This is a genomic window from Pseudomonas sp. H1_D05 (assembly GCF_054682705.1).
Window position 1 is genome coordinate 1,447,476 of record NZ_CP162825.1, and the last position, 25,681, is coordinate 1,473,156.

General features: G+C 60.3%; 24 protein-coding genes. 17 read left to right on the forward strand and 7 right to left on the reverse strand.

The genetic code is table 11. The features are described from left to right. Positions 1 to 174 precede the first annotated feature (174 nt). From AB4O11_RS06640 to AB4O11_RS06660, 5 genes are all read left to right on the forward strand, one after another. Positions 175 to 1,530 carry a M16 family metallopeptidase gene (locus tag AB4O11_RS06640; protein WP_007913612.1) on the forward strand — a complete coding sequence of 452 codons (1,356 nt, stop codon included), beginning with the start codon at positions 175 to 177 and terminating at the stop codon, positions 1,528 to 1,530. Then, on the forward strand, positions 1,523 to 3,010 hold the full coding sequence (locus tag AB4O11_RS06645) for a M16 family metallopeptidase (protein WP_099757426.1): 1,488 nt from the start codon (positions 1,523 to 1,525) through the stop codon (positions 3,008 to 3,010). The genes AB4O11_RS06640 and AB4O11_RS06645 overlap by 8 nt, the downstream gene beginning before the upstream one ends. Further along, positions 3,010 to 3,624: a 16S rRNA (guanine(966)-N(2))-methyltransferase RsmD gene (gene rsmD / locus AB4O11_RS06650; protein WP_093429823.1), complete on the forward strand. Its 615-nt coding sequence runs from the start codon at positions 3,010 to 3,012 to the stop codon at positions 3,622 to 3,624. The genes AB4O11_RS06645 and rsmD overlap by 1 nt, the downstream gene beginning before the upstream one ends. 63 nt (positions 3,625 to 3,687) lie before the next feature. Next, the gene (locus tag AB4O11_RS06655) at positions 3,688 to 4,683 is read left to right on the forward strand and encodes a hydrolase (protein ID WP_460089166.1); all 996 of its coding nucleotides are present in this window, start codon (positions 3,688 to 3,690) and stop codon (positions 4,681 to 4,683) included. Continuing rightward, positions 4,680 to 5,522 (forward strand): AraC family transcriptional regulator, encoded by an 843-nt coding sequence (locus tag AB4O11_RS06660; protein WP_093429821.1) that lies wholly within the window; start codon positions 4,680 to 4,682, stop codon positions 5,520 to 5,522. The genes AB4O11_RS06655 and AB4O11_RS06660 overlap by 4 nt, the downstream gene beginning before the upstream one ends. 102 nt (positions 5,523 to 5,624) lie before the next feature. On the opposite strand, the gene AB4O11_RS06665 is transcribed toward AB4O11_RS06660, so the two are convergent. Both AB4O11_RS06665 and AB4O11_RS06670 read right to left on the reverse strand, forming a co-directional pair. Next, positions 5,625 to 6,479, reverse strand: a complete 855-nt coding sequence (locus tag AB4O11_RS06665; protein ID WP_460089168.1) for a sulfurtransferase — start codon at positions 6,477 to 6,479, stop codon at positions 5,625 to 5,627. Between the two features lie 33 nt (positions 6,480 to 6,512). Next, entirely contained in the window at positions 6,513 to 7,184 is a 672-nt protein-coding gene (locus AB4O11_RS06670) for a TetR/AcrR family transcriptional regulator (protein WP_099757428.1), read from the reverse strand. Positions 7,185 to 7,330: 146 nt separating this feature from the next. Here AB4O11_RS06670 and AB4O11_RS06675 point away from each other — a divergent pair, with 146 nt between their 5' ends. The 5 genes from AB4O11_RS06675 to AB4O11_RS06695 all read left to right on the forward strand — a co-directional run bounded on the left by AB4O11_RS06675 (position 7,331) and on the right by AB4O11_RS06695 (position 12,044). Then, entirely contained in the window at positions 7,331 to 8,761 is a 1,431-nt protein-coding gene (locus AB4O11_RS06675; RefSeq protein WP_257356548.1) for a coniferyl aldehyde dehydrogenase, read from the forward strand. 29 nt (positions 8,762 to 8,790) lie between these two features. Next, entirely contained in the window at positions 8,791 to 9,336 is a 546-nt protein-coding gene (locus tag AB4O11_RS06680; RefSeq protein WP_460130365.1) for a twin-arginine translocation pathway signal protein, read from the forward strand. Positions 9,337 to 9,454: 118 nt separating this feature from the next. Continuing rightward, positions 9,455 to 11,050, forward strand: coding sequence for a GMC family oxidoreductase (locus tag AB4O11_RS06685; protein ID WP_093429817.1), 1,596 nt, complete (start codon positions 9,455 to 9,457; stop codon positions 11,048 to 11,050). Between the two features lie 115 nt (positions 11,051 to 11,165). Then, entirely contained in the window at positions 11,166 to 11,645 is a 480-nt protein-coding gene (gene coaD / locus AB4O11_RS06690; protein WP_003229157.1) for a pantetheine-phosphate adenylyltransferase, read from the forward strand. A 147-nt stretch (positions 11,646 to 11,792) separates the two neighbouring features. Continuing rightward, the gene (locus tag AB4O11_RS06695; protein ID WP_003195146.1) at positions 11,793 to 12,044 is read left to right on the forward strand and encodes a YfhL family 4Fe-4S dicluster ferredoxin; all 252 of its coding nucleotides are present in this window, start codon (positions 11,793 to 11,795) and stop codon (positions 12,042 to 12,044) included. Positions 12,045 to 12,176: 132 nt separating this feature from the next. Here the strand turns inward: AB4O11_RS06695 and AB4O11_RS06700 are convergent, their stop codons facing one another. The 3 genes from AB4O11_RS06700 to AB4O11_RS06710 form a co-directional block, all read right to left on the reverse strand. Then, on the reverse strand, positions 12,177 to 12,500 hold the full coding sequence (locus AB4O11_RS06700; protein ID WP_095049443.1) for a multidrug transporter: 324 nt from the start codon (positions 12,498 to 12,500) through the stop codon (positions 12,177 to 12,179). 69 nt (positions 12,501 to 12,569) lie between these two features. Continuing rightward, positions 12,570 to 13,382, reverse strand: coding sequence for a bifunctional DNA-formamidopyrimidine glycosylase/DNA-(apurinic or apyrimidinic site) lyase (gene mutM, locus AB4O11_RS06705; RefSeq protein ID WP_095125836.1), 813 nt, complete (start codon positions 13,380 to 13,382; stop codon positions 12,570 to 12,572). Positions 13,383 to 13,394: 12 nt separating this feature from the next. Further along, positions 13,395 to 14,207: an HDOD domain-containing protein gene (locus tag AB4O11_RS06710; protein ID WP_175559546.1), complete on the reverse strand. Its 813-nt coding sequence runs from the start codon at positions 14,205 to 14,207 to the stop codon at positions 13,395 to 13,397. Between the two features lie 228 nt (positions 14,208 to 14,435). Between AB4O11_RS06710 and AB4O11_RS06715 the strand changes: the two genes are divergently transcribed. The 6 genes from AB4O11_RS06715 to ilvD all read left to right on the forward strand — a co-directional run bounded on the left by AB4O11_RS06715 (position 14,436) and on the right by ilvD (position 22,156). Beyond that, positions 14,436 to 14,975 (forward strand): type 1 glutamine amidotransferase domain-containing protein, encoded by a 540-nt coding sequence (locus AB4O11_RS06715; protein ID WP_093429814.1) that lies wholly within the window; start codon positions 14,436 to 14,438, stop codon positions 14,973 to 14,975. A 172-nt stretch (positions 14,976 to 15,147) separates the two neighbouring features. After that, positions 15,148 to 16,344 (forward strand): class I SAM-dependent rRNA methyltransferase, encoded by a 1,197-nt coding sequence (locus tag AB4O11_RS06720; protein ID WP_320336189.1) that lies wholly within the window; start codon positions 15,148 to 15,150, stop codon positions 16,342 to 16,344. A gap of 440 nt (positions 16,345 to 16,784) precedes the next feature. Then, entirely contained in the window at positions 16,785 to 17,858 is a 1,074-nt protein-coding gene (locus AB4O11_RS06725; protein WP_093429812.1) for a SagB family peptide dehydrogenase, read from the forward strand. Further along, the gene (locus tag AB4O11_RS06730; RefSeq protein WP_099757431.1) at positions 17,855 to 18,832 is read left to right on the forward strand and encodes a diiron oxygenase; all 978 of its coding nucleotides are present in this window, start codon (positions 17,855 to 17,857) and stop codon (positions 18,830 to 18,832) included. The genes AB4O11_RS06725 and AB4O11_RS06730 overlap by 4 nt, the downstream gene beginning before the upstream one ends. Further along, on the forward strand, positions 18,825 to 20,057 hold the full coding sequence (locus tag AB4O11_RS06735; RefSeq protein WP_099757432.1) for a multidrug effflux MFS transporter: 1,233 nt from the start codon (positions 18,825 to 18,827) through the stop codon (positions 20,055 to 20,057). The genes AB4O11_RS06730 and AB4O11_RS06735 overlap by 8 nt, the downstream gene beginning before the upstream one ends. A gap of 257 nt (positions 20,058 to 20,314) precedes the next feature. Further along, positions 20,315 to 22,156 (forward strand): dihydroxy-acid dehydratase, encoded by a 1,842-nt coding sequence (ilvD, locus tag AB4O11_RS06740; protein WP_435038355.1) that lies wholly within the window; start codon positions 20,315 to 20,317, stop codon positions 22,154 to 22,156. Between the two features lie 190 nt (positions 22,157 to 22,346). On the opposite strand, the gene AB4O11_RS06745 is transcribed toward ilvD, so the two are convergent. Then, positions 22,347 to 23,408: an HAD family hydrolase gene (locus AB4O11_RS06745; RefSeq protein WP_093429808.1), complete on the reverse strand. Its 1,062-nt coding sequence runs from the start codon at positions 23,406 to 23,408 to the stop codon at positions 22,347 to 22,349. Positions 23,409 to 23,650: 242 nt separating this feature from the next. Between AB4O11_RS06745 and AB4O11_RS06750 the strand changes: the two genes are divergently transcribed. Continuing rightward, positions 23,651 to 25,042, forward strand: a complete 1,392-nt coding sequence (locus AB4O11_RS06750; RefSeq protein WP_095049438.1) for an L-cystine transporter — start codon at positions 23,651 to 23,653, stop codon at positions 25,040 to 25,042. 108 nt (positions 25,043 to 25,150) lie between these two features. Here AB4O11_RS06750 and AB4O11_RS06755 read toward each other — a convergent pair whose 3' ends face one another. Then, positions 25,151 to 25,663, reverse strand: a complete 513-nt coding sequence (locus tag AB4O11_RS06755) for a dihydrofolate reductase (protein WP_099759369.1) — start codon at positions 25,661 to 25,663, stop codon at positions 25,151 to 25,153. Positions 25,664 to 25,681 lie beyond the last annotated feature (18 nt).

A 25,681-nucleotide genomic window follows, 5' to 3' on the forward strand; every position in this document is an offset into this window, starting at 1 on the left:
GCGAAAAAGCGAAGTTTAGTCGATAAACCGTAGCTTTCTGCCGCAAACCCATTCAGCCAGATCAGGTCTGAAAACCTGATAGGCGTGGTCGCCGGTAAAACGGATCAGTATCCTAGCACCCTCTCGCCCGCCGACGCTAAGACCAAGCGGGCAGCCCAACAGGTTAAAAAACGAATGAATGCTCTAGCCCGCCGCGCTGCAGGCCTGCTGCTCAGCACAGTCTGCCTGCCCCTTTCGGCCCTGGCGGCCGACCCGCAACCGACTCACGAATTCACCCTCGACAACGGCCTCAAGGTCGTCGTGCGCGAAGACCATCGCGCGCCGGTGGTGGTCTCGCAGGTCTGGTACAAGGTCGGCTCCAGCTACGAAACCCCGGGCCAGACCGGTCTGTCCCACGCGCTTGAGCACATGATGTTCAAGGGCAGTGAAAAAGTCGGTCCCGGCGAAGCCTCGCTGATCCTGCGTGACCTCGGCGCCGAAGAGAACGCCTTCACCAGCGACGATTTCACCGCTTATTACCAGGTGCTGGCCCGCGACCGTCTGGGCGTCGCCTTCGAACTGGAAGCCGACCGCATGGCCAATCTGCGCCTGCCGGCCGACGAGTTCGCCAAGGAAATCGAAGTCATCAAGGAAGAGCGCCGCTTGCGCACCGATGACAAGCCGATGTCCAAGGCTTACGAGCGCTACAAGGCCATGGCCTATCCGGCCAGCGGTTACCATACGCCGACCATCGGCTGGATGGCCGACCTCGACCGGATGAAAGTCGAGGAGCTGCGCCACTGGTACCAATCCTGGTACGTGCCGAACAACGCCACGCTGGTCGTAGTCGGTGACGTTACTCCGGACGAAGTGAAAACCCTCGCTCAACGCTACTTCGGCCCAATCGCCAAACGCGACGTGCCGCCAGCGAAAAAACCGCTGGAGCTGGCCGAACCCGGCGAACGCCAGATCACCCTGCACGTGCAGACGCAATTGCCTAGCCTGATGCTCGGTTTCAACGTGCCAAGCATTGCCACGGCTGAAGACAAACGCTCGGTCAACGCCTTGCGCCTGATCTCGGCGTTGCTCGACGGCGGTTACAGCGGGCGCATCCCGACGCAACTGGAGCGCGGCGAAGAGCTGGTCTCCGGCGGTTCGTCGAGCTACGACGCCTATACCCGTGGCGACAGTCTGTTCACCCTGTCGGCAACCCCGAACACCCAGAAGAAAAAGACCATCGCGCAAGCCGAGGCAGGTCTGTGGAAGCTGTTGGAACAGCTGAAAACCACCGCGCCGTCCGCTGAAGAACTGGAGCGCGTGCGAGCACAAGTGATTGCCGGTCTGGTCTTCGAACGTGATTCGATCACCAGCCAGGCCACCGCTATTGGCCAACTGGAAACCGTCGGTCTGTCGTGGAAACTGATGGACACCGAACTCGCCGATCTGGAAAGCGTGACCCCGCAAGACATCCAGAACGCCGCCAAGCTGTATTTCACCCGCGAACGTCTCAGCGTCGCCCACGTCCTGCCACTGGAGACGACTCATGAGTAAGCGCAAATCCCCACGCCTGCTGCTCGGCCTGATTGCCGTGGCGGTGATCGGCTCTGCCGCGCTGTACCTGTCGCCAGGCGCTGACAGCAATGCCAGCGAAGCCCTCGACAACGCCAAGACCAGCCAGAAGCTGCAATCACTGACCGAACTCGACGGCAAGGCCCCGGCCAGCCGCAAACTCGACGTGCAAACCTGGAACACCGCCGAAGGCGCCAAAGTATTGTTCGTCGAAGCCCATGAGCTGCCGATGTTCGACATGCGGCTGATCTTCGCCGCCGGCAGCAGCCAGGACGGCAGCGCATCGGGTCTGGCGGTGCTGACCAACGCAATGCTCAACGAAGGTGTCGCCGGTAAAGACGTCGGCGCCATCGCGCAAGGCTTCGAAGGCCTCGGTGCGGATTTCGGCAACGGTGCTTTCAAGGACATGGCGCTGGCTTCGCTACGCAGCTTGAGTGCCACCGACAAGCGTGAACCGGCGCTGAAGCTGTTTTCGGAAGTGGTTGGCAAACCGACCTTCCCTGCCGATTCGTTCGCACGCATCAAGAACCAGCTGCTCGCCGGTTTCGAATACCAGAAACAGAACCCCGGCAAACTCGCCAGCCTTGAGCTGATGAAGCGCTTGTACGGCGATCACCCGTACGCGCATTCGAGTGACGGTAACCCGCAGAGCGTGCCGAAGATCACCCTCGCGCAGTTGCGTGAGTTCCACGCCAAGGCCTACGCCGCTGGCAACGTGGTGATCGCGCTGGTCGGCGACCTGTCGCGGGCGGACGCCGAAGCAATTGCCAATCAGGTCTCTTCTGCCCTGCCGAAAGGCCCGGCGCTGGCGAAGATCGCCCAGCCACAGGAACCGAAGGCCAGCACAGGCCATATCGAGTTCCCGTCGAAGCAGACCAATCTGATGATCGCGCAACTGGGTATCGACCGTGACGATCCGGATTACGCCGCGCTGTCGATGGGCAACCAGATCCTCGGTGGCGGCGGTTTCGGCACGCGCCTGATGAGTGAAGTGCGCGAGAAGCGCGGCCTGACCTACGGCGTGTACTCGGCGTTCAGCCCGATGCAGGTACGTGGCCCGTTCATGATCAACCTGCAAACCCGCGCAGAAATGAGCGAGGGCACCCTGAAACTGGTGCAGGACGTGCTCGCTGACTACCTGAAAACCGGGCCGACGCAGAAGGAACTCGACGACGCCAAACGCGAACTGGCCGGCAGCTTCCCGCTGTCCACCGCGAGCAATGCCGATATCGTCGGCCAACTCGGCGCGATGGGCTTCTATAATCTGCCGCTGAGCTACCTGGATGACTTCATGCGTCAGTCGCAAAGCCTGACCGTGGAGCAAGTCCGCGACGCTCTGAACAAACACCTGAGCACGGACAAAATGGTCATCGTCACCGCTGGCCCGACCGTGCCGCAAAAGCCGTTACCGGCCCCATCTGATAAACCTGCCGAGCAACCGCTCGGGGTTCCGGAGCATTAATGGCGACTCGAGCACCCAAGAAACCTGCGCAAAACGTTCACAACGGTGTGAACCAGTTGCGCATCATTGGCGGCCAATGGCGCAGCCGCAAGCTGAGCTTCCCCGACGCACCGGGCCTGCGCCCGACGCCGGATCGCGTGCGTGAAACCTTGTTCAACTGGCTCGCACCGTACGTTGAAGGGGCCAAGGTGCTTGATCCGTTCGCCGGCAGTGGCGCGCTGTTTCTCGAAGCGCTGTCCCGTGGCGCGGCCATGGGTCAGGCACTGGATGCCAGCAACATTGCGGTGTCCAGCCTGAAAGAACACCTCGGCACCCTGCGCTGCACCAACGGCCAGGTGCAGACCGCCGACGCCCTGCGTTATCTGGAAACCCAGACCGCAACACCGTTCGACCTGGTATTCCTCGACCCGCCGTTCAACCAGAACCTGCTGCCTGCCGTCTGCACCTTGCTCGAAGAGCGCCAGTGGCTGGCGCCGGACTCGTGGATCTACACTGAAAGCGAAACGGCGCCATCGACGCTGGGCCTGCCGGGCAACTGGCGCCTGCATCGCGAACAGAAATCCGGCCGGGTTTATTACGCGTTGTGGCAACGTACGGCAGAGATCGCCGGTTAACCGACCGGTCTGAATAAGCGGCGCCCCTTCCAACAGGGTCGCCGCTCTGCATCGAGAACCATCGTGTCCGCCTCTTCAGAACGCTTCAACCCCGCCTTCGGCCTCGGCAATCCGCACCTGCAAACCTTGTGGGGGCCGCTGTGGCGCAAAACCGTACATATCGAGCGTGAACGCGAACGCCTGTGGCTTGAGGATGGCGACTTTCTCGATCTCGACTGGCACGGCCCGCACACCGCCGATGCACCACTGGTGCTGGTGTTACACGGTCTGACCGGGTCCTCCAATTCGCCTTATGTAGCGGGCATCCAGAAGTCACTGGCTGATCAAGGCTGGGCCAGTGTTGCGTTGAACTGGCGCGGCTGCTCTGGCGAACCGAATTTGCTGCCGCGCAGCTATCACTCCGGCGCCAGCGAAGACCTCGCCGAAACCATCAGACATCTGCGCGCCAAACGACCGCTGGCACCGCTGTATGCCGTCGGCTACTCCCTGGGCGGCAACGTGCTGCTTAAACACCTCGGGGAAACCGGCAGCGCCAGCGGCGTGCTCGGCGCCGTGGCGGTATCAGTGCCGTTTCGCCTCGACCAATGCGCCGACCGCATCGGCCAAGGATTTTCCAAGGTCTATCAGGCGCACTTCATGCGCGAGATGGTCGCCTATATCAAGAACAAGCAGCGGCAGTTTCAACACGACGGGCGTGAAGAAGGACTCGCCGCGCTGGCCGCCCTCGGCTCGCTGGAAAACATGCGCACCTTCTGGGATTTCGATGGCCGGGTAACCGCGCCGTTGCACGGGTTCGAGGATGCCGAGGATTACTATCGTCGCGCTTCTAGCCGCTATTTCCTCGGCGAGATCCGCACGCCGACCCTGATCATTCAGGCGGCGGACGATCCTTTCGTGTTCCCGCACAGTTTGCCGCAGGCCAATGAGCTATCGGCGTCAACCGTCTTCGAATTGCAGGCACGCGGTGGGCATGTCGGCTTTGTCGAAGGCTCGCTGCGTCAGCCCGGTTACTACCTGGAACGACGCATCCCGCAGTGGCTGGCTCGCGTGTCCGCATGAGCGATCAGGGCGAGTCGATCCGCTTCTGGCAAACCGCGCCGCTGGCCGGGGTCGAGTTGCTGTCGGCGCGCTACATCGAGCATCGCTTCGCCCCGCATGTGCATGACGGCTATGTGATCGGCATGATCATGGCCGGCGCCCAGCGTTATCGCTATCGCGGCGCCGAGCATCTGGCGGGCAGCGGCACGCTGGTGTTGATCAATCCCGACGAACTGCACACCGGACACAAGGGCACCGAGGATGGCTGGCTGTATCGGGCGTTTTATCCCGATACCGCGCAAATCGTTTCGCTGCTGGATGAGCTGGAGCTGTCCACCAGCAACCTGCCGGCGTTCAGCGCCACGTTGTATCGCGATGCGGATCTGGTCAACGGCTTTGCGCAGTTGCACCGTCTGCTCGAAAGCCCGACCACCGCGCTGCAACAGCAGACGGTGTGGCGCGAGATGATGTTGCGGCTGTTGCAGCGCCATGCGGCAGTGCCCGTGCCCGGCCGAGCCGGCAAGGAACACCGCGCGGTGCTGTTGGGCAAAGAACTGCTGCGCGCGCAACTGGCGGCGCCGCCATCGCTGGAAGAGCTCGCGGCGGCGGTCAATCTGTCACCCTTCCATTTCGCCCGGGTGTTCCGTCGCGCCACCGGCATGCCGCCGCACACCTGGCTGATGCAGCAGCGCATCGCCCAGGCCCGCGCACTCCTGCAACATGGCTGCCTGCCCGTGGAGGTCGCCACGCAATTGGGTTTTGCCGACCAGAGCCATTTGAGCCGACAGTTCAAACAGGCTTATGGTGTCGGGCCCGCCGCTTACCGCAGCGCCCGACAGCTTCCTTCAGACAACGAATAACCAATGTGGGAGCGAGCCTGCTCGCGAAAGCGGTTGTTCATTCAACATTAATGTCGACTGATCCGACACCTTCGCGAGCAGGCTCGCTCCCACAGATGTTGGTTATTCGCCGGTGGCGATACCGCGCGAAGGCTCGTTGATCCACTCACTCCACGACCCGGCATACAACGACCCCAACGGATAACCCGCCAGACACAAGGCAAACAGGTTATGACACGCCGTCACGCCGGACCCGCAATACGCAACCAGATCCGCTGGCGAACGCTCACCGAGCTTCGCGGCAAAACGCTGCTTGAGTTGATCCGCCGGCAGGAATTGTCCATCGCTGCCGAGGTTGTCGGTGAACGCCGCGCATTGCGCACCGGGAATATGCCCGGCAACCGGATCAATCGGCTCGACCTCACCTTTGAAACGCGGCAAAGCCCGGGCATCGATCAACGTCAGCGCCGGTTGACCAAGGCGCTGTTGCAGTTGCTCGGCGCTGAGCAGCAGGCGGGTGTCCGGCTGGCCACTGAAATTGCCACGGGTAACCGTCGGCGCATCCAGGCTCAGCGGGAGCCCCGCCGCATGCCACGCCTTGAGCCCGCCATCGAGAATGAACACGCCATCGCGCTTGCCCAGCCACGCCAGCAACCACCACGCCCGTGCCGCGTAGGCACCGGGACCGTCGTCGTACAAAACCACGTCGCTGTCCTTGTTGATGCCCCACGCCTGCAGCCGCTCGATCAACGCCGCCGGCTCGGGCAACGGGTGACGGCCAGTCACGCCTTTGACCACTTTACCGCTGAGGTCACGCTCAAGGTCGGCAAAGCTCGCCCCGGCAATGTGCCCTTCGGCATAGCTGCGCTGACCGTAGTCCGGGTCTTCGAGGGCAAAACGACAATCGAGAATCACCAGTCCCGGCTGCACCTTGCGGGCGTCCAGTGCTTCGGGGCTGATCAGTTGCGCAATCGGCATAACGGGCTCCCTGAGGGATTTCAACAGAACGGTTTATTTCACGTCTTCGAGGGCCTGGGCCAGCGGCACGTAGAACTCCTCGAACAACGCATTGACCTCGTCACGCGCCTGCTCGGTGACAAACCCGGCTTCAAGCACCAGTACCTGATACACGCCACGTTTAATAGCTTGTTCACTGAGGTGGTTGGAGTTTTCGCGCGTGGTGCACAGGAAGCGCACCCAGGACGTCAGGATGATCCAGGCATTGAGGGTCAGGGATTCGATCTGCACGCGATCCATATCAAGGATCCCGGCGGAAACAAAACCTTCGTAGATCGCCGCGCCCTGAATCACGCAGCGCTGGGAAAAGCGCCGATAGCGGGCGGCCAGTTCCGGATCGCTGTCGAGCAGATGCTCCAGATCGCGGTGCAGAAAGCGGTAGCGCCACATCGCCGAGAGCAATTCCTTGAGATAGAAACGCTTGTCCTCGACCGTCGCCGCGCGCCCCTGCGGCGGACGCAGAAAGCTGTCCACGAGGCTTTCGTACTCACTGAACAACACGGCGATGATCGCCTGCTTGTTGGGGAAGTGGTAGTACAGGTTGCCCGGAGAAATCTCCATGTGGGCGGCAATATGATTGGTGCTGATGCTGCGCTCACCCTGCTGATTGAACAGTTCAAGGCTGTTCAGCACGATACGCTCGCTGGTTTTTATTCGTGGGGCCATGGCTTGAGCTTTAATTCAGAGTGCGTTGGGGAGCATCTTACGACCTAACCGGAAATGGATAAAACACTGCCGTGCAAGGAAGTCATTTGACTTTCTAGAGCATAGACTCTAAAAAGTTCATCACTACAATAAATCCGGAGCAGACCATGACTGCCGACGTTGCTTACCTGCAAACGCTGCAACAACCGCTGGCCGAACTGGACCGGTTGTTCGAGGCGCAGCGGGCTGCGTATGCCGCCAATCCGATGCCGCCCGCCGCCCAGCGCCAGCAATGGCTCAAGGCCCTGAGTGATTTGCTCAGCAACGAGCGTCAGGCCTTGATCGAGGCGATCAGCTCCGATTTCAGCCATCGCAGTGGCGACGAAACCTTGCTCGCCGAACTGATGCCGAGCCTGCACGGCATTCATTACGCCAGCCGCCATCTCAAAGGCTGGATGAAAGCTTCGCGGCGCAAGGTCGGCATCGCGTTTCAGCCCGCTTCGGCAAAAGTGGTGTATCAGCCTCTGGGCGTAGTCGGCGTCATTGTGCCGTGGAATTACCCGTTGTATCTGGCGGTTGGCCCGCTGGTTGGCGCCTTGGCGGCGGGTAACCGGGTGATGCTCAAACTCAGTGAATCAACCCCCGCCACCGGCCTATTGCTCAAGGAATTGCTGGCGCGGATCTTCCCCGAAGACCTGGTCTGCGTGGTGCTCGGTGAAGCCGACATCGGCGTGGCGTTCTCGCGCTTGCGCTTCGACCACTTGCTGTTTACCGGCGCCACCAGCATCGGCAAACACGTGATGCGCGCCGCCGCCGAAAACCTCACCCCGGTCACCCTGGAACTGGGCGGCAAGTCGCCGGCCATCGTCTCCCGCGATGTACCGCTCAAAGATGCCGCCGAGCGCATAGCCTTCGGTAAAACCCTCAACGCCGGCCAGACCTGCGTTGCCCCGGATTACGTGCTGGTGCCGGAAGACCGGGTCGGTGCTTTTGTCGAAGCCTATCGCCAGGCGGTGCAGGGTTTTTACCCGACACTCACCGACAATCCGGACTACACGGCGATCATCAACGAACGCCAACTGGCGCGGCTCAACGGTTATGTAAGCGACGCCACCAGCAAGGGCGCGCTGTTGATTCCGCTGTTCGAGCAGGGCCAGGGCCGACGCATGCCACACAGTGTGCTGCTGAATGTCAGCGATGAGATGACGGTGATGCAGGACGAAATCTTCGGCCCGCTGCTGCCGATCGTGCCGTATCAGGACCTGGAGCAGGCATTTGCTTACATCAATCAGCGGCCACGTCCTCTGGCTCTTTACTACTTTGGCTACGACAAACGCGAACAGAACCGGGTGCTACACGAAACTCATTCCGGCGGTGTGTGCCTGAACGACACCTTGCTGCATGTGGCTCAGGACGATATGCCATTCGGTGGCATCGGCGCTTCGGGCATGGGCCACTACCACGGTCACGAAGGCTTCCTGACCTTCAGCAAAGCCAAGGGCGTGCTGATTAAACAGCGCTTCAACGCAGCCCGACTGATTTACCCGCCCTACGGCACATCGATTCAGAAACTGATCCAGAAGCTGTTCATTCGCTAAACCTTTGTCACCGCCGGGTAATAAAAACAATGCACCCAAGCCTGACCGAAACACCTGCACTGTCGCGCCGTGGCCTGCTGAAATTCAGCCTCGGCGCCACGGCGTTTCTCGCCACCGCCGGACTCGGCGCCAGCCTCAGTGGCTGTTCATCGAGCGTCGCGGCCAACGGTTTTGTCTCGTTGCGTGACGGCGACCTGCTGTTTCTGCGCGCGCTGATTCCGGTGATGCTCGACGGCGCAGTGGCAGCCGAGAAGATGCCGAGCGCGGTTGATGGCACGCTCAAGTCGCTGGACTACAGCCTTGATCACCTGTCGCCGGAAATGCTCAAGCTCACCCGGCAACTGTTCGACGTACTCGGCATGGCCGTGACGCGCGGGCCACTCACCGGGATCTGGGGCAGTTGGGAGAACGCCAGTGCCGAGGCCATGCGGCATTTCCTTGATCGCTGGGAAAACAGTTCGCTGAACCTACTGCGCATGGGGCGTAGCTCGTTGCAGCAGATGGTGATGATGGCCTGGTATACCCGCGCAGAATCGTGGGTGCATTGCGGTTATCCAGGGCCGCCTAGCGTCTGAAACCGTGTCGCTCCCTTCGCGAGCAAGCTCGCTCCCACATTTGAAATGCATTCCCTGTAGGAGTGAGCCTGCTCGCGATGAGGCCCGCCAGAACAACAAAAACAAGAGAACCTGATCGATGCCCGTACCCGACCCGTTCCGCGAAGGCCTCGCCCGAGGCTGGAAAACCTACAACGGCGCACAACTGAGCGACGATCTCAGCCTTGAAGCCGACGTGGCCATCATCGGCAGCGGCGCCGGTGGCGGCACCACGGCAGAAATCCTCAGCGCTGCCGGCTACAAAGTTCTGCTGATCGAAGAAGGCCCGCTGAAAACCAGTTCAGATTTCAAAATGCTCGAAGACAAGGCCTACAGCAGCCTTTATCAGGAAGGCATCGGGCGCATGAGCAAGGACGGCGCGATCACCATTCTTCAGGGCCGCGCGGTCGGCGGCACGACGCTGATCAACTGGACCTCGAGCTTTCGCACCCCGGAGCCGACCCTCGAGCACTGGGCCAAGGAACACAACGTCAAAGGTCACAGCCCTGCCGAGATGGCGCCGTGGTTCGAGAAAATGGAGCAGCGCCTCGGCGTCGCCCCGTGGAGGGTGCCACCCAATGCCAACAACGACGTGATCCGTAAAGGCTGCGAGCAACTTGGCTATAGCTGGCACGTGATCCCACGTAACGTGCGCGGCTGCTGGAACCTCGGCTATTGCGGCATGGGCTGTCCGACCAATGCCAAACAATCGATGATGGTCACGACCATTCCGGCGACTCTGGAAAAGGGCGGCGAACTGCTTTATCTGGCCCGCGCGGAGAAGCTGCTGATCAACGGCGACAAGGTCACTGGCCTGCAATGCGTGGCGATGGACGAACGTTGCGTCACGCCGACCGGGCGCAAGATCACGGTCAAGGCGCGGCATTACGTGCTCGCCGGCGGCGGCATCAACAGCCCGGCGCTGCTGCTGCGTTCGGATGCTGCGGACCCACATAAAACCCTGGGAAAACGTACCTTCCTGCACCCGGTGAACATGTCCGCAGCGCGCTTCGACGAAGTCATCAACCCGTTTTACGGGGCGCCGCAGTCGATCTACTCCGACCATTTCCAGTGGAAGGACGGCACCAGCGGGCCGATGGCCTTCAAACTCGAAGTGCCGCCGTTGCATCCGGCCTTGGCTGCCACCCTGCTCGGCGGCTTTGGCGCAGAGAGCGCGCAACACATGGCGGACCTGCCGCACACCCACGCCATGCTGGCCTTGCTGCGTGACGGTTTTCACCCGGACAGCACGGGCGGCACCGTCGAGCTGCGTGGCGATGGTTCGCCGGTGCTCGACTATCAGGTGTCACCCTACGCCTGGGAAGGCTTGCGCCGGGCTTTTCACGTCATGGCCGAAATCCAGTTCGCCGGCGGCGCGAAAGCGGTGATGCCGATGCACGCCGACGCCCGTTACGTGAAAACCCTGGCCGAGGCCCGCACGTTGATCGATGGTTTGAGCCTTGAGCTGTACCGCACGCGTCTGGGCAGCGCGCACGTCATGGGCGGTTGCGCGATGGGCGAAGAGCCGAAAAGCGCAGTCACCGACAGTCTCGGCCGGCATCATCAACTGGCTAATCTGTCGATTCACGACGGCTCGCTGTTCCCTACCAGCATCGGCGCCAACCCGCAGCTATCGGTGTATGGCCTGACCGCGCAACTGGCGACTTCCCTCGCCGATCGGCTGAGAAACCCGTGAAAAAACCGATTAATCGCCTCGTCTATAGTGCTTTCTTACCCAACAGGCGACTTGGCCGACCGGGACGGCTGCGATACCATCCGACTCCCCAACGGACTCCCGCCAGGACGACGCGATGAACCGAGTGTTGTACCCAGGTACCTTCGACCCTATTACCAAGGGCCATGGCGATCTGGTCGAACGCGCCTCGCGCCTGTTCGACCACGTGATTATTGCAGTCGCTGCCAGCCCGAAGAAAAACCCGCTGTTCCCGCTGGAACAACGGGTAGAACTGGCTCGCGAAGTGACCAAACACCTGCCGAACGTGGAAGTGGTCGGTTTCTCGACACTGCTGGCGCATTTCGCCAAAGAGCAGAACGCCAACGTGTTCCTGCGCGGCCTGCGTGCGGTGTCGGACTTCGAATACGAATTCCAGCTGGCCAACATGAACCGTCAGTTGGCCCCGGATGTGGAGAGCCTGTTTCTCACGCCGTCCGAGCGTTATTCGTTCATTTCCTCGACGCTGGTGCGGGAAATTGCCGCGCTGGGCGGCGATATCAGCAAGTTCGTCCACCCGGCCGTGGCTGATGCGTTGACCCTGCGCTTCAAGAAGTAGGAGCTGCCGAAGGCTGTGATCTTTTGCTTTTAAAAGATTGCAGTCTCGTGCCCTTGATCGCAGCCGCGTGCACTGCGCTCGCCAATGCGGCACAATTGCGCGCATTGATTTATAGCGCCCGGGCCTGCCGCCCTGGCTGGAGTTAGCATGTCCCTGATCATCACCGACGATTGCATCAACTGCGACGTCTGCGAACCCGAGTGCCCGAACGCCGCCATCTCCCAAGGCGAAGAGATCTACGTGATCGACCCGAACCTGTGCACCCAGTGCGTCGGCCACTACGACGAACCACAATGCCAGCAGGTCTGCCCGGTGGATTGCATTCCGCTGGACGAAGCGCATCCGGAGACTGAAGAACAGTTGATGGAGAAATACCGCAAGATCACTGGCAAGGCTTGATCCGCCGGATTTGTAGCGCTCTTTCGGGCCTCTTCGCGAGCAAGCTCGCTCCCACATTTAAAATGCGTTCCAATGTGGGAGCGAGCTTGCTCGCGAAAGGGCCGTCAGCCACACAGGAAATCCCTGCTCAGCTTACTCGCGCTGCTCAAACCCCTCCCCGATACACCCCAGGCACCGCACAAAAGCGGCTTTAGCCGGATCAACTACCAGCGCCTGCCCGGCATCGCCCACCCCGCCGCCCAGTGCGGTGAACGGCAACGACACGACGAACGCCCCCGCACCGATGACCGTCGCCACCACCAATAAAGGTCGGGCAATCAGCAAGTCGCCGATCATCGCGTAGGCCGGTGGATTCTGGATGGTGTAGCGCGGGTCACCGCTGCCGTTTTCCGTGGCCTGAACCGCCAGACTGGAACACAGCAGCAGCGTAATAACGAGGGTTTGCAAGGATTTCATGGCACGATCCTTCGGGCTGAACAGTGAGACAACTCACTATAGACCGTAGGACTTTTTCAGCCTGTTGTCTCAGGTCTGGCAGCGCGGGCAGAACACACTGGCACGCTGGCCGAGCTTCACTTCACGCAAACCGGTACCGCAGACCTTGCAGTGTTCACCGCCACGGCCATAGACAAACAGTTCCTGCTGGAAATACCCCGGCTGACCGTCGCCGCCAATGAAATCGCGCAGCGTCGTACCTCCGCGCTCGATGGCAGCGGCCAGAATGCGTTTGATCTCTATCGCCAGCTTCAGATAGCGCCCCCGGGAAATGCCCCCGGCCTCGCGGCGCGGGTCAATCCCAGCGGCGAACAGCGCTTCGGTCGCGTAAATATTGCCGACCCCGACCACCACTGCGTTGTCCATGATGAACGGCTTGACCGCCATCGACCGCCCGCGTGACAGCTGAAACAAGCGCTCGCCGTCGAACAGATCGGTCAGTGGCTCAGGCCCCAAGCGAATCAGCAGTTCATGATTGAGCGGGTCGTTGCTCCACAACATCGCGCCGAACCGGCGCGGATCGGTGTAGCGCAGCGCCAGCCCTGACTCCAGCTCGATATCGACGTGTTCGTGCTTAAGCGCCGGCAATCCGGCTTCAACCAGACGCAAATTACCCGACATGCCCAAGTGGCTGATCAGCGTGCCGACTTCGGCGTTGATCAGCAGATACTTGGCGCGACGCTCGACCAGCACGATGCGCTGCCCCGACAGGCGCACATCGAGGTCTTCGGGGATCGGCCAGCGCAACCGCCGGTCACGCACGATCACCCGACTGACGCGCTGGCCTTCCAGGTGCGGGGCAATCCCGCGACGGGTGGTTTCGACTTCTGGCAGTTCAGGCATGGCGTTCTCGGATCAATGCGCGCCGAGGTCGCGGATTGTTTGTTTGAGAGTTTCGAAGTCGTAATCCGACAGTCCTACATAGTCGAGTACCAGCGGGCCGACGGCGTTCCATTCGGAATCTTCGGTCTGGTTGCCCAGCACACGGTATGACGCACAAATATGCTCGGCCATCTTCAGGATCGCCAGGAGGTTTTTCAGCTGACTGTTGCGCGACGATTCATCGCTGAAGATCGCCAGGGCGTTGTGGTGATTGGCGATCGCCGCACTGACATGCTCCGGCAGGCGCCACGACTTGGCGGTGTAGTAGCCGACCACCGCGTGGTTGGTGTTGAACTCGCTGTTCTCGGTGTCGACCACCCGACATTCGGCGCTGGCATTGGCGTAAGCCTTTTCCAGCACCGTCATGTAATTGGGAAACCGTTGCAGCATCAACGGCACACCACAATCGTGGAACAGGCCCAAGGCGTAAGCCTCGTCACCGGCCTGAGTGCCGATACGCTTGGCCAGCGTCAGGCAGGTCATCGCCACATCCTGGGCGGTGTCCCAGAAGCGGTTAAGGGTGACGATGGTGTCGTCGTTCATCTCGCCCTTGATCGACTGCGCGTTGATCAGGTTGATGATCGAGCGGCTACCCAGCAGGTTCACCGCGCGCTGAATCGAGGTGATTTTGTTGCTCAAGCCGTAATACGGCGAGTTGACGATCTTCAGCAACGAGCCGGACAGCCCGGGATCCTGGGCGATCAGCTTGGCGATCACCTCCAGGTCCGGGTCGGGCATGTACTGCTCCATTTGCAGATCCACCATGATCTGCGGTTGCGCAGGCACGCTGATGCCTTGCAGCGATTGTTGAATCTGTTCGGTGGTCAGCTCTTGGGACATAAGTACACACTCTGGGACAGGCGGCGATTCTAACCTCTAAAAACCGCACGACGACACACCAGTGGGCAATTGTCAGGAACTTTCATTCACGTCCAGGCTTCGGAATCTGTAATGCCCAACGGGTCACACCGGCCCATTGCGGCGGCAAACTCCCACAGACTCAGGAGCTTATCGATGGCCACTTCCCTCAACGGCAAACGCGTCGCCATTTTGGTAACAGACGGTTTCGAGCAGGTCGAACTGACCGGTCCCAAGCAGGCACTGGAGCAAGCGGGCGCGCAAGTCGACATCCTCTCCGCCGAGGCCGGCAAGGTCAAAGGCTGGAACCACGATAAACCAGCGGACGACTTCGAGGTCGACCAGACTTTCCAGAGCGCCAGCAGCGAGCAGTACGACGCGATCGTCCTGCCGGGCGGCGTGCAGAACTCCGACACCATCCGCATCGATCAGGATGCCCAGCACCTGGTCAAGACCGGCGCCTCTGCCGGCAAACCGATTGCGGTGATCTGCCATGGCGGATGGCTGCTGATTTCCGCCGGGCTGGTCAACGGCAAGACCATGACCAGTTACAAGACACTCAAGGATGACCTGGTGAATGCCGGGGCCAACTGGGTCGATAAAGAAGTGGTCAAGGATGGTCACCTGATCAGCAGCCGTCAGCCGGATGATATTCCGGCGTTCAGCAAGGAGCTGATCACCGCGCTGTCGGCGTAGTATTCGAGGCCGTCTCGCGAGCAAGCTCGCTCACACAGTAGATTCTGGATCGACACAAGGTCCCTGTGGGAGCGGGCCTGCTCGCGAAGAGGCCATCAGCGTTTCATCGCTCATCAAACCCGGCACAAGTCGCAACACGCTATACTCCCGCTCTTTTTTCCGGAGCGACGTCATGTCCCTGCCTAGCTTGCGCCTCAAAGCCAACGCCGACCGTCGCCTGCGCGCCGGTCACCTGTGGGTCTACAGCAACGAAATCGATGTAGCCGCCACCCCGCTGCACGGCTTCAATGCCGGCGACCAGGCCATCCTCGAAGCCGCTGGCGGCAAGCCGTTGGGCATCGTGGCGATGAGCCCGAACAACCTGATCTGCGCCCGCCTGCTGTCGCGCGATATTAAAGTTGCGCTGGACAAGTCGCTGCTGGTGCACCGTCTGAACGTGGCCCTGTCACTGCGCGAGCGCCTGTTCGACAAACCGTTCTACCGTCTGGTCTACGGTGACTCCGACCTGTTGCCAGGCTTGGTCGTTGACCGTTTCGGCGACATCCTTGTGGTGCAGATCGCCTCGGCGACCATGGAAGCGCACAAAGATGACGTGATCGCGGCCCTGACCCAAGTGCTCAAGCCAAGCGGCATCCTGTTCAAGAACGACTCCGCAGCCCGTGATGCCGAAGGCCTCAACCGCTACGTCGAAACCGTGTTCGGCCTGGTGCCGGAGTGGGTGGCGCTGGAAGAGAACGGCGTGAAGTTCGAAGCCCCGGTCATTCAGGGGCAGAAAACCGGCTGGTTCTACGACCACCGCATGAACCGTGCACGCCTGGCCCCTTACGCCAAAGGCAAACGCGTCCTCGACCTCTATAGCTACATCGGTGGCTGGGGCGTGCAGGCTGCTGCGTTCGGCGCCAGCGAAGTGTTCTGCGTCGACGCCTCGGCTTTCGCCCTCGACGGCGTTGAGCGCAACGCCGCGCTGAACGGTTTCGGCGACAAGATGACCTGCATCGAAGGCGACGTCTTCGAAGCCTTGAAAGAGCTGAAAGCCAGCGAAGAGCGCTTCGACGTGATCGTGGCCGACCCGCCAGCGTTCATCAAACGCAAGAAAGACATGAAAAACGGCGAAGGCGCCTACCGTCGCCTGAACGAGCAAGCCATGCGCCTGCTCAACAAGGACGGCATCCTGGTCAGCGCGTCGTGCTCGATGCACCTGCCGGAAGATGACCTGCAGAACATCCTGCTGACCAGCGCCCGTCACCTGGATCGCAACATCCAGTTGCTCGAGCGGGGCGGCCAGGGTCCGGATCACCCGGTGCACCCTGCCATCGCCGAAACACGCTACATCAAGAGCATCACCTGCCGCCTGCTGCCCAACAGCTGATTTTTTGCGGATAACGGGGAGCCAGCAGGCTCCCCGTTTTGGTTTCTGGCATCGCCCTTCCCTTCACTATCTTCCTGGACTTCCTACAATTATATTCCCGCAGACATGCAGGACATTTCCTTACGTCTTTTAATTACTGAAACTTGCCCTACAAGTTTATTTTCAGCTAAAGATTGCTCCGACAAAATTACTGGAAATTTCCTACCTAATACCCCCTTGCCAATAATCCATTACAAACTATTATGAAGTTGTCACCACGAGGTGACTTCAACTATCAATGAACAAGGAGTTCACATCATGAAAAGTATTTCTCTGGAAAGTAAAAAAATCGCAAACCTGGCTTTTCTGGTTGCCCCTAAAGCCCGCTAAGTAAGTCAGGACGCTGGGGAGTGCCGGCAACCCGGCGTCCTTTTGACTTCTTCCAGAGTGAAACGATCAATATGCACATCAATCCTTACTTGTTTATATTGCCGCGCCAGACCGGACAAGTTGTGTGGAATTATAAAAACCATACACAACACGAACTTGATCTGAACTATGCAACTCGCCTTGCGCAACTAATCAACAACCCTCAACTGTTCGACGCGCACAACATAATAGACACACAACTATTGAGCGCAGATATTCTTACCGTTTCAAAAATAGACAATCCGCCATGGGGCTGGGATGAGCTGTCGAAGATTTATCACATCGGCACACAAAATATTCCCTGCGAACATACCCCACAGAATATTCACGAGTGGTCCAGGCAATATCTGGCGCACTGCAACGAAGTACTGGCCACCCCACAGCCTGCTACAGACCGCCCGACACCAGCACCCGAGCAGCGTATCGCCCTGCCTGCGCCGGGCGCTTTGAATAACGACCGTCTGGGAAATGTTCTGCTCCAGCGCAAAACCTGCCGCTCCTATACAGGTGCAGCGATAACGCTGAAGGACGTCGGCACCCTGCTTTACCTTTCCCTCGGTTATCTCCATGAACGAGACAATGATCGCGACGACAGCATCGCCCAAGGACTAAGCGCACGGCGAAGCAGTCCTTCCGCGGGGGGCCTGAACGCTTGCGAAGGCTTCCTCCTGGTGCAGAACGTCGATGGCCTGGAACCGGGCATCTATGCCTATCATCCGGCCGACCACACCCTGAGCCGGATCAATCCGCTGCCTCAACCAGCGCTGGGCCAATTGCTCGGCGGTCAGCACTTCATCAACAACCTGCCGCTGGGGTTGTTCATCACCGCCCGTTTTGACCGGCTCTGGTGGAAGTACGAACACTCGCGGGCCTATCGCATGGCCTTCGTTGAAGCGGGCCACTTGTCGCAAACCTTTCAACTGGTCGCCACGGCACTGGGCCTCAACACCTGGCTGACCGGCGCATTTGCCGACCAGCAGGTCGAAGCACTGCTCAATCTCGAGGGCAGCGCTGAACAACCGCTGTTCTTTGTTGGCTGTGGACAAAGCGACGGGCAAGTGATGTGCCACGAAATGCGCGAGCTGTTGCGCGAGGGACAGGCATGACCCTGTCGATGGCCGACCCTGATCAAGCGCCGGTGTCCTGGGCGCTCAAATTTACCTTGGGAGACTGGGAAAGCCGGGCCTCGGTGCGCAGCAGTACCCATGACTATCAATTGCCCGCCGATGTGCCGCTGCAACTGCAAACCCGCCACTGGTTCCCGCCGGCATTTCTGCCTTATCTGGCACATCCGGCCATCCAGGCGGCGGGGCGCGACGTACAGCATCGACTGGCAGCCAACCATCTGGTGCATTTTCTCGATTACACCACCTTGCTTGAACACCGCATCGTCAATCGTGCAGTAGAAGTCATCGTGCACCGGGAACTGCCCCTTTACGTGCCTCTGCCGATGAAGCACGCCGCGCTGCAGCTCTATACCGACGAGGGTTATCACGCGCTGTTCTCCAATCGTCTCGCCGAACAGATCGCCGCGTTTTACGGGTTCACCGGACGTCCGACGATTCCGAAGCGCATCAGCCGCCTCAACGCACTGATCGCCCGCACCCCGGAAAACAACCGGCCACTGGCATGGTTTCTGCTCGGTTTCGTCTCGGAAACCATCATTGCCCGCGAACTGCTGGACGTCTGCCGCGACAGCCTGGTGTCCAGCGTCAACGACATGCTGCGCGACCACCTGACTGACGAAGCCCGCCACAGCCGCTACTTCAGCGAGGTGTTCCATTATTTCTGGCTGTCGATGAACAGCCGCCAGCGTGCGTTTGTGAGCCGGACACTGCTGGAGATCATCGGGATTTTTTTCGAGGCCGACGAACGCTGGCTGCAACAGAGCCTGCGAGGGGCAGGCATCGCCGACAGTGACGTGAAACAAATCGTCGGCGGCATGGCGACGGTGCAAGCCAACCGGGCCCGTGCACGATCAGGCGCCGTCGCAACGCTGGACGCACTACGCAAGGCCGGTTTTTTCGCACTTCCCCATAACCAGAAACTTTTCGCCAAGGCAGGACTGATCGATGGATAAAGGACAATCCGTGGCAACCACCAGGCAGCGCCGCGCCGCTGTCAGCCTGTTGCTGGCCATGGTGCTGCTGGGTGTGTTTCCACTGGACGTGCTGCTGCCCTCCTTTCCGGCAATGGCGACGCACTTTCTCCGTTCACCGGCAGACATCGCACTGTCCATCAGCCTGTTCGCCGTGGGGATCGCGTTTGCCCAGCTCTTGATCGGCCCCCTCTCGGACGTGATCGGGCGCAAGGGCCTGTTACTCGCCGGCATGAGCGTATCGATGCTGGGTGCGTTCGGTTGCGTGCTGACCTCCGATTACACGCTATTCCTGATATTTCGGGTGATGCAGGCCTTGGGCTGTGGATGTTTCGTGCTGTCGCAGGCACTGGTGCAGGATCTGTTCGAAGGTGAAGAGCGCGACCGGTTACGGATCCTGATGGTCACGGCGACCGGGATATTCATTTCGGTATCGCCGCTGGCCGGGACTTTTCTCCAGGCGACACTTGGTTGGCGCGGCAGCTTCTGGATCTTTTGCGCACTGTCCGCCACGGTGCTGATCAAGGCCTGGCTGTTTTTACCGAGCAGCCGTCCGGCCTCAGGTGGTTCGCCGACCGGCTTCATTCAATCCTACCGACGCGTGTTGGGAGACTTCGAGTTTGTCGGCTATTGGCTGATTTCGGCGTTCGCCTTCGCCTGCCACTTCTCGTTCATCGTGATTTCGCCGCTGATTTTCATGGACCAACTGCAACTCGCGCCTTACGACTTTTCGCTGATCCTGCTGGTTTACGGTGCGGCGTATGTTGTCGGCGGGATCATCGCCGCGGTACTCAATCGACGCATCACGCCGGTTCAGCAAATCTTCACCGGGCTGAGCCTGATACTGCTGTCGGGACTGGCAATGCTGTACCTGGCAGCCAATCATGTGTTGGCGCCGGCCACGGTGTTGATCCCGATGCTGATCTGCACCGCCGGCACCACCATTGCCCGCCCTGCCGCCACCTCTCGGGCCATGGGCCTGTTTCCTGAGAACGCCGGCACATCGGCCTCGGCGGGCAGTACGATTATCTTTATTTGTGGCGGCCTGATCAGCGCATTGATCAGCCTCAGTCCGGCCAATCTGCAATTGACGCTGGGTTACAGCTTTGTGCTGCTGAGCGCGATCGCGCTGGTGCTCAACAACCGGCTCAGCCGTCGCGCGAAAAACCTTGAAGGCAACGTCATGGCGCAGACCGGCGGTGATTAAACCCGCCGGTCGTCATTCCATACACGCCGTCGGCACTGGAACAACGCTTTGCGCCATTCCCTCCAGACGCCAGCGGTGTAGAATCGGCTGATTCATCGCCATTCATCCCCCGGCGGGTTTATGAGCTCAGGCTGAGACCAGCGGCGATCCCGCAACGTCATCGGCAACTTCACGGACACACGGCCATTTCTGAGTGTTCCAGACGTCAATAGAAGCTCACTCCCCTTTGATACCTGATTAGCCGCCCGGAGTGCTCCATGCCAGATTACCGCTCGAAAACATCCACCCACGGCCGCAACATGGCCGGTGCCCGCGCACTGTGGCGCGCCACGGGGATGAAAGATGACGACTTCAAAAAGCCGATCATCGCCATTGCCAACTCGTTTACCCAGTTCGTACCGGGCCACGTGCACCTGAAGGACCTCGGTCAACTGGTCGCCCGTGAAATCGAACGCGCCGGTGGCGTGGCCAAGGAATTCAACACCATCGCCGTGGATGACGGCATCGCCATGGGCCACGACGGCATGCTGTATTCGCTGCCGAGTCGCGAAATCATCGCCGACTCCGTCGAGTACATGGTCAACGCCCACTGCGCCGACGCCATCGTCTGCATCTCCAACTGCGACAAGATCACCCCGGGCATGCTGATGGCTGCCCTGCGCCTGAACATTCCGGTGATTTTCGTTTCCGGCGGCCCGATGGAAGCCGGCAAGACCAAACTCGCTTCCCACGGCCTCGACCTTGTCGATGCCATGGTGATCGCCGCCGACGCCAGCGCTTCTGACGAGAAAGTCGCTGAGTACGAGCGCAGCGCCTGTCCGACCTGCGGTTCGTGCTCCGGCATGTTCACCGCCAACTCGATGAACTGCCTGACCGAAGCACTGGGTCTGGCATTGCCCGGCAATGGTTCGACCCTCGCCACCCACAGCGACCGCGAACAACTGTTCCTGCAGGCCGGCCGCACCATCGTCGAGCTGTGCAAACGCTACTACGGCGAGAACGATGAGTCGGTATTGCCGCGCAACATCGCCAACTTCAAGGCGTTCGAGAACGCGATGATGCTCGACATCGCCATGGGCGGTTCGACCAATACCATCCTGCACTTGCTCGCTGCCGCTCAGGAAGCCGAGATCGATTTCGACCTGCGCGACATCGATCGTCTCTCGCGCAGCGTCCCGCAACTGTGCAAAGTGGCGCCGAACATCCAGAAGTACCACATGGAAGACGTGCACCGCGCCGGCGGCATCTTCAGCATCCTCGGCTCGCTGGCCCGTGGCGGTCTGCTGCACACCGACCTGCCGACTGTGCACAGCCGCAGCATGGAAGAAGCCATCGCCAAGTGGGACATCACCCAGACCGACGATGAAGCGGTGCACCACTTCTTCAAGGCCGGCCCTGCCGGTATTCCGACACAGACGGCGTTCAGCCAGTCGACCCGTTGGGAAACCCTCGATGACGACCGTGAGAACGGCTGCATCCGCAGCTTCGAACACGCCTATTCGCAAGAAGGTGGCCTGGCCGTGCTGTACGGCAACATCGCGCTCGATGGCTGCGTGGTGAAAACCGCCGGTGTTGACGAGTCGATCCACGTCTTCGAAGGCAACGCGAAGATCTTTGAAAGCCAGGACAGCGCCGTACGCGGCATCCTTGCTGACGAAGTGAAGGCTGGCGACATCGTCATCATTCGCTACGAAGGCCCGAAAGGCGGCCCGGGCATGCAGGAAATGCTCTACCCGACGTCGTACCTGAAATCCAAAGGTCTGGGCAAAGCCTGTGCACTGCTCACCGACGGTCGTTTCTCCGGCGGCACGTCGGGTCTGTCCATCGGCCACGCTTCGCCAGAAGCAGCAGCCGGCGGCGCGATCGGCCTGGTGCAGGACGGCGACAAGGTGCTGATCGACATTCCGAATCGCTCGATCAACCTGTTGGTCAGCGACGAAGAACTGGCCGCACGCCGCGCCGAGCAGGACAAGAAAGGCTGGAAACCGGTCGAAGTGCGTCCACGCAAAGTGACCACCGCCCTCAAGGCCTACGCCCTGCTGGCGACCAGTGCCGACAAGGGTGCTGTGCGTAACAAAGCGATGCTCGACGGGCTGTAAGCCTCAGCTGTCGAAAAGAAAATGCCCCGCCAAGTGCGGGGCATTTTTTTGTCTGGCCGAAATCCCAAAGTCACTGCAGATCACACTGTGGGAGCGAGCCTGCTCGCGAAGGCGGTATGTCAGAAACGAAGATGGTGACTGACACTACGCTTTCGCGAGCAGGCTCGCTCCCACATTAGATCTGCGGTGATTACTGGATTTCTTCTGGCTTGACGATCACCCAGTTCTTGTCCGCCGTCACCGGCAAACCTTCCTTGGCCTGCGCCGCCGCATGCTTGGCCATCATGCCGTTGATTTGCGTCATGTACTTGTCCTTGCGGTTGACCCACAAGTGAATCCCGCCCTTGGCCACATCGACATCGTGAAACAGCATGTAACCGTCGCTGGTCGGGGTATCGCCACCGACCAATACCGGTTTTTTCCATTCATCGATGTAGGTCAGAATCGCTGCGTGCTTGCCGGCCATCCACGTCGCCGGCGTCCACAGATACGGCGTCAGTTCGAGCCCAAGGTTGGCCTTCTCGTCATATTTGCCGGCGGTAATCTGCTTGCGTGCCGTGGTCAGTTCGTTGGTCTCGCGGTTCTTCAGCAGGGTGGTCACGCCGATGACGTTCTGCGGTTTGACGTTGTAGCCGTACTTCGGATCCGCCGCGACCATACGCACCAGTTCTTCCGAGGCGGCGGTCATCACGTAGACCTCGATGCCGTTCTCCATCAGCTTGTTGTACAGCTCTTGCTGGCCGGTGAAGATCTTCGGCGGGTTGACGTCGAGTTTCTTGACCACATCGCCTTCGTAGTAAGTCGCTGGCACCGGCTTGCCCGAAGCCATCAGCTCATCGACGTAGCCTTTGAGTTCCTTGAGGGTGAAACCGGAGAACACCTGCGCCACCCACGGGTAGCAGACCATGTCGTCGACTTCGCAGAGGCGGTAGTAGTAACTGAACAGGCTTTCCTTGTGGTCGGCGGTGTCCTTGAACGGCATCAGTTTCAGGGAAGGATCAAGCTTGTCGCGGGTGATCAGGCCCTTGTTTTCCATGAACGGCAACAAGGATTCTTCGAGGTCGTAGCGGTAACTGGTGTTGTCCATGTCGAACACCGCGTAGTTACCCTTGTTGGCGTTGGCGGCGATCATCGCGTCCAGCGCCTTGGCCTGATCGGCCGGCCAGTGTTTCAGGTCGGTGGCGAACGCCTGAGTGGCCAGGCCCATGCCCACAGCCAGTGCGACAGCCAGAAATTTCGGTGCGAACTTCATAAGCCTCTTCTCCCTGATTCAAAGAGATCGACGCTAACAAATATGTGTGACAGTCCTCGTCTGTCAGCGACCGCCCTCGTCCCTGTTTGCGCCAGATGCATTGCCGAGAGCGACACGGGCTTATTCCAAAAACGACGGACGCCCTAAGATTTCGGTATTAAATCATTGCAAATCAAGCTGTTAGGCTTGCCGGTTCGCAGCAGCCCCGGAAGGCTGTTGGCACAGTCTTTCCTGGAGATCTCATGAATCTACCGTTGATTCTCAACCTGCTGGTGTTCCTCGCCCTGCTTTTCGGTCTGGCACAAACCCGCCACACCACGTGGAGCCTGGCGAAAAAAGTCCTGCTCGCGCTGGTGCTGGGTGTTGCGTTCGGCGTGGCCCTGCACACCGTTTACGGTGCCGGCAACCCGGTGCTGAAAGCGTCGATCGGCTGGTTCGATCTGGTCGGCAACGGCTACGTACAGTTGCTGCAAATGATCGTCATCCCGTTGGTGTTCGCCTCGATCCTCAGCGCCGTGGCACGCCTGCACAATGCTTCGTCGCTGGGCAAGATCAGCTTCCTGACCATCGGCACCCTGCTGTTCACCACTGCGATCGCGGCGCTGATCGGCATCGGCCTGACCAACCTGTTCGGCCTCACCGCTGAAGGTCTGGTCGCCGGCACCCAGGAAATGGCCCGTCTGCAAACCATTCAGACCGACTACGCCGGCAAGGTCGCCGATCTGAATGTGCCGCAACTGCTGCTGTCGTTCATCCCGCAAAACCCGTTTGCCGATCTGGCGCGGGCCAAGCCAACCTCGATCATCAGCGTGGTGATTTTCGCCGCGTTCCTCGGGGTCGCAGCGCTGCAACTGCTCAAGGATGACGTCGAGAAAGGTCAGAAAGTGATCAACGCCATCGACACCCTGCAAGCCTGGGTGATGCGCCTGGTGCGTCTGGTGATGAAACTGACCCCATACGGCGTGCTGGCGCTGATGACCAAAGTGGTCGCCGGTTCCAACCTGCAAGACATCATCAAACTCGGCAGTTTTGTGGTGGTGTCGTACCTCGGTCTGGGCCTGATGTTCGTCGTGCACGGTTTGCTGGTTTCGGCGGCGGGTATCAACCCGCTGCGCTTCTTCCGCAAGATCTGGCCGGTGCTGACGTTCGCGTTCACCAGCCGTTCCAGCGCCGCGAGCATTCCGCTGAGCATTGAAGCGCAGACCCGTCGTCTGGGCATTCCACAATCGGTGGCGAGTTTTGCTGCTTCGTTCGGTGCGACCATCGGCCAGAACGGTTGCGCGGGTCTGTACCCGGCGATGTTGGCAGTGATGGTTGCGCCAACCGTAGGCATCAATCCGCTGGATCCACTGTGGATCGCGACGCTGGTGGCGATTGTGACGTTGAGTTCGGCGGGTGTGGCCGGTGTGGGTGGCGGTGCGACGTTCGCGGCGCTGATCGTGCTGCCGGCGATGGGCTTGCCGGTGTCACTGGTGGCGTTGCTGATTTCGGTTGAGCCGCTGATCGACATGGGCCGCACGGCGTTGAACGTGAGTGGCTCGATTACCGCTGGGGCGATTACCAGTCAGGTGATGCAGCAGACTGATAAAGAATTGCTGGATGCGGATGAGCATGCGGAGCTGGCTCAGGCTTAAGCTCATCTTTGCCTGATCTGGCCTCTTCGCGAGCAGGCTCGCTCCCACATAGGAATGCGTTTCCCCTGTGGGAGCGAGCTTGCTCCGGGCGGCGTTCCGACGAAGCTCTTAGGCTTTCTCCCAAACCTCAAAGCTGTACGCAGGTTTGTCGCCCTCAGCCGGATTCGGCACATTCGAGACCAGTTTCCACTGCTCCAAATCAAACTCTGGAAACCACGCATCCCCTTCCGGGCTCAACGCCACGCGAGTCAGATACAGACGATCCGCCTGCGCCAGCCCTTGCGCATACAGCTGCGCGCCGCCAATCAGCATCAGCTCATCGACGCCCTGCTCCTTCGCCCATTCCTCGGCGCGAACCACGGCTGCTTCCAGCGACGGATAAACTTCCGCACCTTCGAGCACCAGATTGGCCTGACGGCTGACCACGATGTTCAAGCGCCCCGGCAATGGCCGGCCGAGCGAATCCCAGGTCTTGCGACCCATGATGATCGGCTTGCCCAAGGTGGTGGCCTTGAAGTATTTGAAGTCCCCCGGCAGGTGCCAGGGCATGCTGTTGTCGACGCCGATCACGCGGTTTTCACCGAGGGCTGCGATCAGGCTGAGGGGGAGTGATTTAGTCATGCCGGCGAGGATACCAGA